The organism is Geobacillus sp. FJAT-46040 (assembly GCF_002335725.1).
Lineage (GTDB): Bacteria > Bacillota > Bacilli > Bacillales > Anoxybacillaceae > Geobacillus > Geobacillus thermoleovorans.
In genome coordinates, this window is the sequence record NZ_NISS01000001.1 from 2,981,868 (window position 1) to 2,991,763 (window position 9,896).

The window sequence follows — 9,896 nt, forward strand, 5'->3', positions numbered from 1 at the left end:
GGCCGGCAGCGCGCGTTGTCGGCCGCGTCCATCATGGTTAGTTGGCGGCCAACGTTTTCCCGAGCGCTTCGCGGGCCGGGACGTAGCGGTAACCGAGGTCGCGGGCGACCGCTTCGTACGTAATTTCGCCGTTGGCGACGTTGACGCCAAGCTCAAGCGCCGGGTTGTCTGTAATGGCTTGGATGACGCCTTTATTGGCAATTTGCAAGGCGTATGGCATGGTGACGTTCGTCAAGGCGATCGTTGAAGTGCGCGGGACGGCGCCAGGCATGTTGGCGACCGCATAATGAACGACGCCGTGTTTGACGTACGTCGGGTTGTCATGTGTTGTGACGTGGTCGCTCGTCTCGACAATGCCCCCTTGGTCGATGGCGACATCGACGATGACCGAACCCGGTTTCATCGCTTTCACCATATCCTCGGTGACGAGCTTCGGCGCCCGCGCCCCTGGGATGAGGACAGCGCCGATGACAAGGTCGGCCTCTGCGACCGCCTCGGCAATGTTCATCGGGTTGGACATGAGCGTCGTAATTTGGTTGCCGAAAATGTCGTCAAGCTCGCGCAGGCGATCCGCGTTCAAGTCGATAATCGTGACATCTGCCCCGAGGCCGACGGCGACTTTCGCTGCGTTCGTGCCGACGACTCCGCCGCCGATGATGACTACTTTGCCGCGGGCGACGCCTGGGACGCCGCCAAGCAAAATGCCTTTGCCGCCGTACGGCTTTTCCAAAAATTGCGCCCCGATTTGCGCCGCCATCCGTCCGGCGACTTCGCTCATCGGCGTCAACAGCGGCAGCGTGCGGCCGACTTGCACCGTCTCATAGGCAATGGCGATGACGCCGCTTTCTTTTAAGGCGCGCGTCAACTCTGGGTCGGCGGCCAAATGCAAATAGGTGAACAAAATGAGACCTGGGCGGAAATAGCCGTATTCGCTTGGCAGCGGCTCTTTCACTTTCATCACCATATCGGCTTGCGCCCACACATCTTCCGCTCGCTCGATGATTTGTGCTCCGGCACGGGCGTAATCGCTGTCGCTGAAACCGCTTCCAACCCCTGCCTCTTTCTCAATGAGCACCGTATGTCCTGCCTGAACGAACGACAATACGCCAGCCGGCGTAATGGCGACACGGTTTTCGTTATTTTTGATTTCCTTTGGCACTCCAATAATCATGGATATCGTTCCTCCTCGTCAGAAGTGGCCTTACTTATAGTATAAAAGAGACGGAACGGGCCGGGCATTGTTCAAAAAAGAGAAAGAAGCGCCCGGTTTTTGTGGATTTCCACAAATTCAACCGCGCGCTTCGTATTTCGCTAATTTAATATCGATGTATAATTTGATTTTTTGATTCATGTCATTGAGATCAAGCTCGGCGATGTCGGCAATCCGTTTGAGCCGATAAGCAAGCGTGTTCGGGTGAACGTTGAGGACGTCGGCGGTTTCTTGCACATTTTCGTTATGGTCAAAAAATGTTTCAAACGTTTTCACCAAGCCGCTGTGATGTTTGCGGTCATAGGCTTGCAATTTCTCAAGCGCCGGGTTGGTCCAGCCTCCTTGCCGTTTTTTTTCAAGCAAAAAGTCAAAAAATTGGTAAATACCGAGTTGGGCGTAGCCGTAGACGCCGTTGATGTCATCCCCAAGCTTCTCCTTCAGCGCCAGGACGGCGAGCGCTTCGCGGTAGCTTTTTTCAATGAGGCGATAGGCACCGTACACGCCGCCAAATCCGCACTGCACATCGTGGATGTGAAATCGTTCTTTCATTTTGGCGGCGAACGATTCGATGAATGCACTCAGCTCTTTCAGCGGCTGGTCAGTTTTGGGCGCCCCAAGCAAAATCACATCGCGGCCGTCGGTCGTATAAAGAAGGAGCGGGAGTTGCTGAGTCGTCTGCAAGAGATAAGAAATTTGCCGCTCCATTTCGGCGGTCAAATCAGCGGCAAAGCGGAAGACGACAACGGCAAACTGCGGTGCGGTCGGGATTTGCATGGCAGCGAGATGGGCGCGAATCTCGTCTTCGGCCGCGATATGGCTCGTCAGCAACTTCCAAAACAGCTCCTGCACCCGCTCTTCTTTTTTGTTTTTGCGCATATACAGCTGCAACACTTTGTTTTTCGCTGCCTTGGCGGCGAGCTTGAGCCATTCCATCTCCTCAGGCGACAGCGTCCGGTTTGTTTCGAGCACCCAGATGAAACCGATCACCTCATCGTTTTTCCAGATCGACACAGCGACGCGGCTGCCGAGGCCCACGTCTGGAATCGGCGGCACGCGCACCGGTTCGCGGCTTTTGAGCAGCGCCGGGATGGCGCCTTGTTTCCATAAGCTGTTGATCACTTTTTCCGGAACGCGCCGGCTGATGATCGTCGCCGTCCGCGCCGGATCGGTGTAATCGTCATGGGCGCTGTAGGCGATGAGCCGATGGTTCGCATCTTCGATCGTCACCGGGCATTTCAGCACGTCGCTGACGCGGTCGGCAAACTCTTCAAGGCTGTCAAATTCGCCGCGGAACGGGTCGGTGTACGAGGGCATATCGGTGTTTTCCCCCCAGCATAAAATTATGAGACGAAAAGCATCGCATTTAAGCAGCAGTCATTAGCCGCCTCTGGTTAAACATTTCCTCACAATTCTATGAACGGTTTCATCATAACTTATGCGCCGTCAGCTGTAAATCAACACGTATGGGTATATTTTGAGGTGACTCAATACGGTCCTGTTTAAACGAGGGCACGCGCCTGAGATTTGTATGATCTTCCTGCTTTTGTTCGCTATCCTTGTGAAATGGCGGGGACGGTGTATTATCGTTTATTTTAGGTTAAGGGAATGATCTATCCCCGAAAGACAAGAATTTATTTCCAAATATTTAATAATTTCATAATATAAAAACATTTTATTGACGAAAGAGGATACGTCAAATAAAATGGACTTAGGTTATATCTGTCGACAGTCGACAAAGTAGGTGAAGGTAAATGAGTCAGGATCAACCGGACCGATCCGCTCCTTTTTACGAGCAAATTTATCATTTATTGCGCAAGAAAATTCTTCAAGGAGAATTCAAGCCTGGACAACGTATCTACGAAGCAAAGCTGGCCAGAGAGTTAAATGTAAGTAGAAGTCCGGTGCGAGAGGCTGTAAGGGCGCTTGAAAAAGAGGGATTGCTCCAGATTGATCATAAATCGCGGATCACTGTGTACGAACCGACGATGAGGAATGTGGAGGAGATTTATCAATGCCGCATGTCCCTTGAATCATTGGCTGTTAAACTGGCCTGCGAACGGATGTCTGCCTCTCAATTGGATGAGATTGAGGAAGTGCTTTACCAAACAGAACGAAATATTATAATCGGGGATCTTGAATCCGTGATTGCATTCAACGCCCAGTTCCACGATTGTATTGTTTTGTTCAGCGGTAATAGCGAACTAGGAAAGTTGCTAGGAGGACTTAGGTCGCTAACGTATTACTATCGGACGCTGAACGTGCACGGGCCAGGGAGGGCAAACCAAATTTTAGAAGAGCACAAGCAAATTTTTTTTAAAATGAAAGAACGAAAAGCGGATGAAGCGGCGGAAGAAATGAAAGTGCATATTGAACATGACTTGCTTCACTTAAAAAACTTGTTAGCAAAGGAATGCGAACAAGCAAGGGGGAAGAAATCCTGAAACAATGGGACATCGCCGTCATTCCAGGTGACGGCATCGGCAAGGAGGTCGTGCCTGCGGCGTTGGATGTGCTGCAGGCGGTCGCGGATGTTCATGGAGGGATCTCTTTTTCCTTTACGGAATTTCCATGGAACTGCGATTACTATGTTGAACACGGCCAAATGATGCCAGATGATGGGCTTGAGACGTTGCGGAACTTTGACGCCATTTTCCTTGGAGCGGTCGGCAATCCGAAGCTTGTCCCTGACCATATTTCGTTATGGGGGCTGCTTCTGAAAATCCGCCGCGAATTTGAACAGGTGATCAACATCCGCCCGGCGAAATATTTTCGCGGATTGTCGTCGCCGCTTGCCGAACCGCGCGAGTTTGATTTCATCGTCGTCCGCGAAAACAGCGAAGGGGAATATAGCGAAGTCGGCGGGCGCATCCACCGCGGGGAAGACGAAATCGCCATTCAAAACGCTGTCTTTACCCGCAAAGGGACGGAGCGGGCGATGCGTTATGCGTTCGAGCTGGCGCGGAAGCGGAAACGGCATGTGACGAGCGCGACGAAATCGAACGGCATTTTCCATACGATGCCGTTTTGGGATGAAGTGTTCGCCGACGTCAAGCGCGACTACCCGGATGTCGCGACCGCGTCGTACCATATTGATGCATTGGCCGCCTTTTTCGTGACAAGGCCGCATACGTTTGACGTCGTTGTCGCGAGCAACTTGTTTGGCGACATTTTGACGGATCTTGGCGGCGCTATTATGGGCAGCATCGGCATCGCCCCGGCAGCGAACATCAACGTCAACGGCAAGTACCCGTCCATGTTTGAGCCGGTGCACGGCTCGGCGCCGGACATTTACGGCAAAGGCATCGCCAACCCGATCGGGCAAATTTGGACGGCGAAACTGATGCTTGACCATTTCGGCGAAGAAGAGCTCGGCGCCCTTTTGTTGCAAACGATTGAGGATGTCACCGCTGACGGCATCAAAACGCCGGATCTCGGCGGCACGGCGACGACAAAGGAAGTGACGGAAGAAATTTGCCGGCGGTTACGGGCGTCTCAATAATGTGAAAGGCTCAATCTGTGTCAATAAGGAGGTGAAAACCTAGTTGTCGCATTTCCGATCGGAGCGAAAAGAGAGCCCAAATGAGGCGGCTGAACTGTTTGGACGATGGCTCTCCTTTCTTTGCCCGAGTGTGAATGCGATGAAACAGCTAGGGAAAAGGATGAGGATTATATCCGCAGACCGCATTGGTGGGATTGTCACCATTTTGGCAGGCGGAATCGCGCTGGCTGAGGCTGCACGTTTATACCCGACTCGGACGAGTATGTTGGTTGGCGATCATACAATGCCTGCTGTTGTTGGCTTCCTTATGGTTGTTTTAGGTATTTCACTCCTCTTCACAAAGGGTGAGTCGTTTGACGCAGAGTTTCCCGACCGAAAGACAATGTTGAGCATCATTGGCACGCTTGGACTTTTGTTCGTTTACTGGATTTTATTTCAGTTTGTCGGCTACGTTGTCAGTACGTTGATTGTTTCTGTTTTGCTGTTCCGAATAATCGGTTCGTATCCGTTTTTCCCTAAGGCGTTGCTGTTGGGCGCCTTGTTGACAACGTTTTTGTACGTTGCTTTCGTCTATTTATTATCCATTCCGTTCCCTAAAGGAATGATTGGGATATAGGGCAGGAGGGACATAGGCATGGAAGCATTGAGCATGCTTTTATCAGGGTTTTCAGAAGCGTTTGCCCCATTAAACTTGCTTGCTGCTCTCATTGGGGCGTTCATCGGCACTTTAGTCGGCATGTTGCCGGGGCTCGGCCCGACATCAGCGATTGCAATTTTGCTTCCTTTAACAACAGTACTCGATCCGACCCAAGGGATTATTATGCTCGCCGGCATTTATTACGGAGCGATGTACGGGGGATCGACAACGGCCATCTTGCTCAACATTCCCGGAGAAGTATCATCCGTCCCAACTTGCCTTGATGGTTATCCGATGGCCAAACAAGGAAGGGGAGGCGCCGCGCTTGGCATTGCCGCCATTGCTTCTTTCATCGCGGGGATCATCGGAGTGATCGGTTTAGTGTTTTTCGCTCCGTTGTTGGCTGATCAAGCGCTAAAGTTTGGACCGCCCGAATATTTTTCGTTAATGTTGTTAGCGCTTACAGTTGTTGTCAGCCTTGCAGGGAATTCCTTGCTGAAAGGACTGATTATGGGGCTGTTTGGCTATTTGCTAGCTATGGTCGGTATGGGGCCTTCAGGGCAAGTCCGTTTTGATTTCGGTATTAATGCGTTAAGCGCCGGATTCGATATGATCAGCATTATTATCGGTCTGTTCGCTGTTACAGAAGTGCTAAAAGGGATAGAAGAAAAACATGCCGCCATTTCGGCGAACAACATTGGGAGTGTATATCCCAAGTGGCTTGATTTCAAGCAAAGTCTCCCGTCTATCATGCGGGGGAGTTTCATTGGCTTTTTGCTCGGTCTTTTGCCAGGGTGTTCGACAGCCGTCTCCACCTTTTTAGCCTATGATGTAGAAAAGAAAGTATCTAAAAATAGAGAGAACTTTGGAAAAGGTGCCATTCAAGGGGTAGCGGCGCCGGAATCGGCAAACAACGCCACGAGTTCGGCAGGATTTATTCCTTTATTTGCCCTGGGAATACCAAGCTCTGCTCCACTGGCCATTTTGTTGGCTGGGCTCATGATTTACGGATTGGCCCCGGGTCCGGTATTGTTTGAACAAAATGGAAGTTTCGTCTGGACAGTGATCGCCAGCATGTTTATCGGAAACGTCATGCTGCTCATTCTCAACCTTCCACTAGTCGGTTTTTGGGCCAAGTTGACGCAAATTCCGTTTGGGGTGATCAGCCCGATTGTTCTCGTCCTTTGCTTTGTCGGTTCTTACACTGTCAGAAATAACGTATTGGATGTGTTTGTGACGATCTTGTTTGGTATACTCGGGTACATTTTTCATAAATACCGTTGGCCCGTCGTTCCGTTGATTTTATGTTATATTCTTGGGCCAATGCTCGAACAATCTTTTGTTCAATCGCTATCGATGTCAGGAGGCAGCTTTTCCATTTTTGTGGAACGTCCGCTTTCTTTGTCAATTTTAATCGGTGCTGCCATTCTTCTCGTTGTTTCACTTGCCCTGGTTCGACGCACGAAGTCGAGTGCCAAGCAGGCGGTCGGTTCAGATGTAGACATCGCTGGCTAATACGCTGGCGATGAAATAAATAAAATAAATGAAATTAGTAGGGGGGAATTTTCAGCATGAAGAGAATGAAAAAGGTTGCGAATTTATTGGCAAGTGTTGTTTTGCTAGGAGTGCTAGCAGCTGGTTGCTCGCAGGAAACGGCAAAGAACAGTCCAGCTGGGTCAAGCGAAAAAGAGATAAAGTATCCGACAAAGCCAATTGAAATCACCGTTCCGTTTGCTGCTGGCGGGGGAACGGATTTAAATGCAAGGGCGATGAGTGAATACTTAAGCGAGAAGTGGGGGCAACCAATTAACGTTGTCAATAAACCGGGGGCAGGTGGAGCCACCGGTACGTTGGAAGTGCTGAAAAAAGGGTCAAAAGATGGCTATTCAATCTTGACACAAAGCGCTTCCGCCGGCTCAGCGCTTTTTGCGGGAAATCCGAATTTGCCATTTAAACTCGATGACTTACGCTTTATCGCCAGATTGGCTGTTGACCCGCTTGCTTATGTAGTAAAAGCCGATGCTCCTTGGAACAATTTAAAAGAGTTTAGCGAGTGGGTAAAACAAAACCCGGATAAATTGACGTTCGCCAGCAATGGCACAACTGCTATTGCAACGTTTGGCGTCATCCAATGGATGGACAGCATTGGCGCTGATTTTTCAAAAGCTAAGCTTGTTATGACAAACGGCTCCGGAGACGCGCTTCCGAAAGTTGCTGGCGGACACATTGTGCTCGGAGTGCAAGGGGTCAGCGAGGTCGCCAACCTAGTCAAAGCAGGAAAACTGAAAATATTAGGCATCGCTTCGTCGGAGCGAAGCCCTTATTTTCCGGATGTCCCAACACTTGAAGAGCAAGGGATTACAGGGGTTACTGTCACTCAATGGTATGGGGTTTCCGCGCCGAAAGAAGTTCCGGACGAAATCGTGAAAAAGTGGGAAAAATCAATTGAAGAAATGCTCAATGATCCTAAGTACCAAGAGAAACTGAAATCGATTGTTGTTCAACCGTCTTATTTGAACTCTGAAGATTTTACAAAATATGTGAAAGACGAAGTCGAACAATTTAAACAAATTGCCAATGAAAAGGGGTTAATCAAGTAAAACGAATATAGCCTATTTGACAAATGCGGCGTCTTTCTCTACCTTAAAAGGAGAGGTCTCATGCCAGGAAAGACGCCGCCTATGGACCTAAAGCGGCTCTGTTTGCGGTGCTTTAGGTCTTTTTTATGTCTTCTAATTTCACGTGCAACAAAAGTAAGTAGAGAAGCTTATTGTGATTTTAGAAAAGAAAGGATGACGCCCGTTGTTCAAAAAATGGTTTGGCAAGCAGCAGCTGAAAGAGGAGACGATCACCGCGCCGCTTGACGGAACGATTGTGCCGCTTGAAGACGTGCCGGATCCGGTGTTTGCGCAAAACATGATGGGCGATGGCATCGCCATCGACCCGGCGGATGGGGATGTCGTCGCTCCGGTGGACGGGGAAATCGTCCAACTCTTTCCGACGAAACACGCCATCGGCTTGCGTTCGGCAGCGGGTGTGGAGCTGCTCATCCATGTCGGCATCGACACCGTGTCGATGAACGGGGAAGGGTTTACCGCTTATGTCAAAGCCGGCGACCGAGTGAAGCGGGGCGATCGGCTTCTTTCTGTCGACTTGCCACTTGTGCGCGAGAAAGCGAAAAGCGCGGTGACGCCCATCATCATTACGAACGGGGATGCCCTCAAAAGCCTTGAGAGAAAGGCCGAGGCATCAGCCAAAAAAGGCGAGACGGTCTTATTTCATGTGAAAATGAAATAAGGGCGGCAGGGAGGACATATGGCGTTTCGCATCCATAAGATTTTAAACAACAACGCTGTTGTCGTGCTCGACGAAGGCAAAGAGAAAATTGTCATGGGCCCGGGGATTGCGTTTCAAAAGCGGAAAAACGATCTCATCCCCCCGGGCCGCATTGAGAAAATTTTCGTCATGGAAGAAGAAAATGAGAAGTTCCAGCAATTGCTTCGCACGTTGCCAGAAGAACATATCGATATTGCCGAAGAAATTATCAGCTATGCGGAAGACAAACTGCAAGCACCGCTCAACGACCATATTCATATTGCGCTGACTGACCATTTGTCGTTTGCCATCGAGCGGTTGAAGCAAGGTTACCGCATTCAAAACAAATTGCTCAATGAAATTAAAGTGCTATATAAGGCGGAGTATGAAATTGGGCTATGGGCGAAACAGTTGATCAAAGAGCGGCTTGGCATCGAGATTCCCGATGACGAGGTGGCCCATATCGCCCTTCATATTCATACGGCGAAACTCGATGCCGCCAGCATGAACAAAACGATGCGCGAGACGACGCTCATTCATGAATTCGTTGACCTTATCCAAACGGAGCTCGGCATATCGATCGATAAGGAAAGCATTTCATACCAGCGGCTGCTCACTCATTTGCGCTTTGCCTTAAGCCGCATCGAAAACGGGGAGCCGATTCATTCGATGGATGAGGAGATGCTTGCGCTCATTCAGACAAAATATGCAAGGGAATGGGCGTGTACACAAAAAGCGGCAAGCTATGCAGAGAAGGAATATGGCATCCGTTTTCCGGAGGAGGAACTCGCCTATATCGTCCTCCATATCCAACGGTTGGTGTGAGTAAAATATTTGTGGGTGACATTCCGAAATGATCCCCGACGAGGGTTGCGAACTTTTGTTCGCAACGCTCGTCGGGGCCACCAAGCGAAGCGCGGTAGAAAAAAGCAAATGTCATGCAAAAAGGACTCTCTCCCTGCTATGATGGTGATGACCAACATCCATAAAACAGGAGGGAGAGAGTCCATGAAACATCTTACCACAGAATGGCCTTTATTAAAAGAGCTGGAGGAACAATTAGTCAGAACTCTTCAAAAGGTGTTCGCTGTCTTGTTGGCGGCCCTTTTGGAGGAGATTGATCAACAACTGGCGGAAGCGCGGGACAAGCGCCGGTATCAGCTGAAAGACAAACGGCCGACCACGATCCAAACGCTGTTTGGAGAAGTGACGTTTCGACGGAACTACTACTATGA

10 protein-coding genes are annotated in these 9,896 nt (G+C 50.1%); 8 read left to right on the top strand and 2 right to left on the bottom strand.

The features are described 5' to 3' along the window. Window positions 1-37: 37 nt before the first annotated feature. Window positions 38-1,171: an alanine dehydrogenase gene (gene ald / locus CD000_RS15930; RefSeq protein ID WP_096226017.1), complete on the bottom strand. Its 1,134-nt coding sequence runs from the start codon at window positions 1,169-1,171 to the stop codon at window positions 38-40. 117 nt (window positions 1,172-1,288) lie between these two features. After that, window positions 1,289-2,524: a PucR family transcriptional regulator gene (locus CD000_RS15935; protein ID WP_096226018.1), complete on the bottom strand. Its 1,236-nt coding sequence runs from the start codon at window positions 2,522-2,524 to the stop codon at window positions 1,289-1,291. Window positions 2,525-2,961: 437 nt separating this feature from the next. Here CD000_RS15935 and CD000_RS15940 point away from each other — a divergent pair, with 437 nt between their 5' ends. The 8 genes from CD000_RS15940 to CD000_RS18270 all read left to right on the top strand — a co-directional run. After that, the gene (locus CD000_RS15940; protein WP_096226019.1) at window positions 2,962-3,651 is read left to right on the top strand and encodes a GntR family transcriptional regulator; all 690 of its coding nucleotides are present in this window, start codon (window positions 2,962-2,964) and stop codon (window positions 3,649-3,651) included. Further along, window positions 3,648-4,709 (top strand): tartrate dehydrogenase, encoded by a 1,062-nt coding sequence (locus CD000_RS15945; protein ID WP_094240008.1) that lies wholly within the window; start codon window positions 3,648-3,650, stop codon window positions 4,707-4,709. Before CD000_RS15940 ends, CD000_RS15945 begins: the two co-directional genes overlap by 4 nt. 139 nt (window positions 4,710-4,848) lie before the next feature. Next, window positions 4,849-5,325 carry a tripartite tricarboxylate transporter TctB family protein gene (locus CD000_RS15950; protein WP_143425254.1) on the top strand — a complete coding sequence of 159 codons (477 nt, stop codon included), beginning with the start codon at window positions 4,849-4,851 and terminating at the stop codon, window positions 5,323-5,325. An 18-nt stretch (window positions 5,326-5,343) separates the two neighbouring features. Beyond that, on the top strand, window positions 5,344-6,861 hold the full coding sequence (locus CD000_RS15955; RefSeq protein WP_096226020.1) for a tripartite tricarboxylate transporter permease: 1,518 nt from the start codon (window positions 5,344-5,346) through the stop codon (window positions 6,859-6,861). A 56-nt stretch (window positions 6,862-6,917) separates the two neighbouring features. Then, the gene (locus CD000_RS15960; protein ID WP_094239380.1) at window positions 6,918-7,946 is read left to right on the top strand and encodes a Bug family tripartite tricarboxylate transporter substrate binding protein; all 1,029 of its coding nucleotides are present in this window, start codon (window positions 6,918-6,920) and stop codon (window positions 7,944-7,946) included. Between the two features lie 202 nt (window positions 7,947-8,148). Next, the gene (locus CD000_RS15965) at window positions 8,149-8,643 is read left to right on the top strand and encodes a PTS sugar transporter subunit IIA (RefSeq protein WP_096226021.1); all 495 of its coding nucleotides are present in this window, start codon (window positions 8,149-8,151) and stop codon (window positions 8,641-8,643) included. 18 nt (window positions 8,644-8,661) lie between these two features. Further along, window positions 8,662-9,486, top strand: coding sequence for a PRD domain-containing protein (locus tag CD000_RS15970; RefSeq protein ID WP_096226022.1), 825 nt, complete (start codon window positions 8,662-8,664; stop codon window positions 9,484-9,486). A gap of 183 nt (window positions 9,487-9,669) precedes the next feature. Then, window positions 9,670-9,896, top strand: a 227-nt coding sequence (locus CD000_RS18270; protein WP_033013094.1) for a UPF0236 family transposase-like protein, incomplete at its 3' end; no start/stop codon positions are given.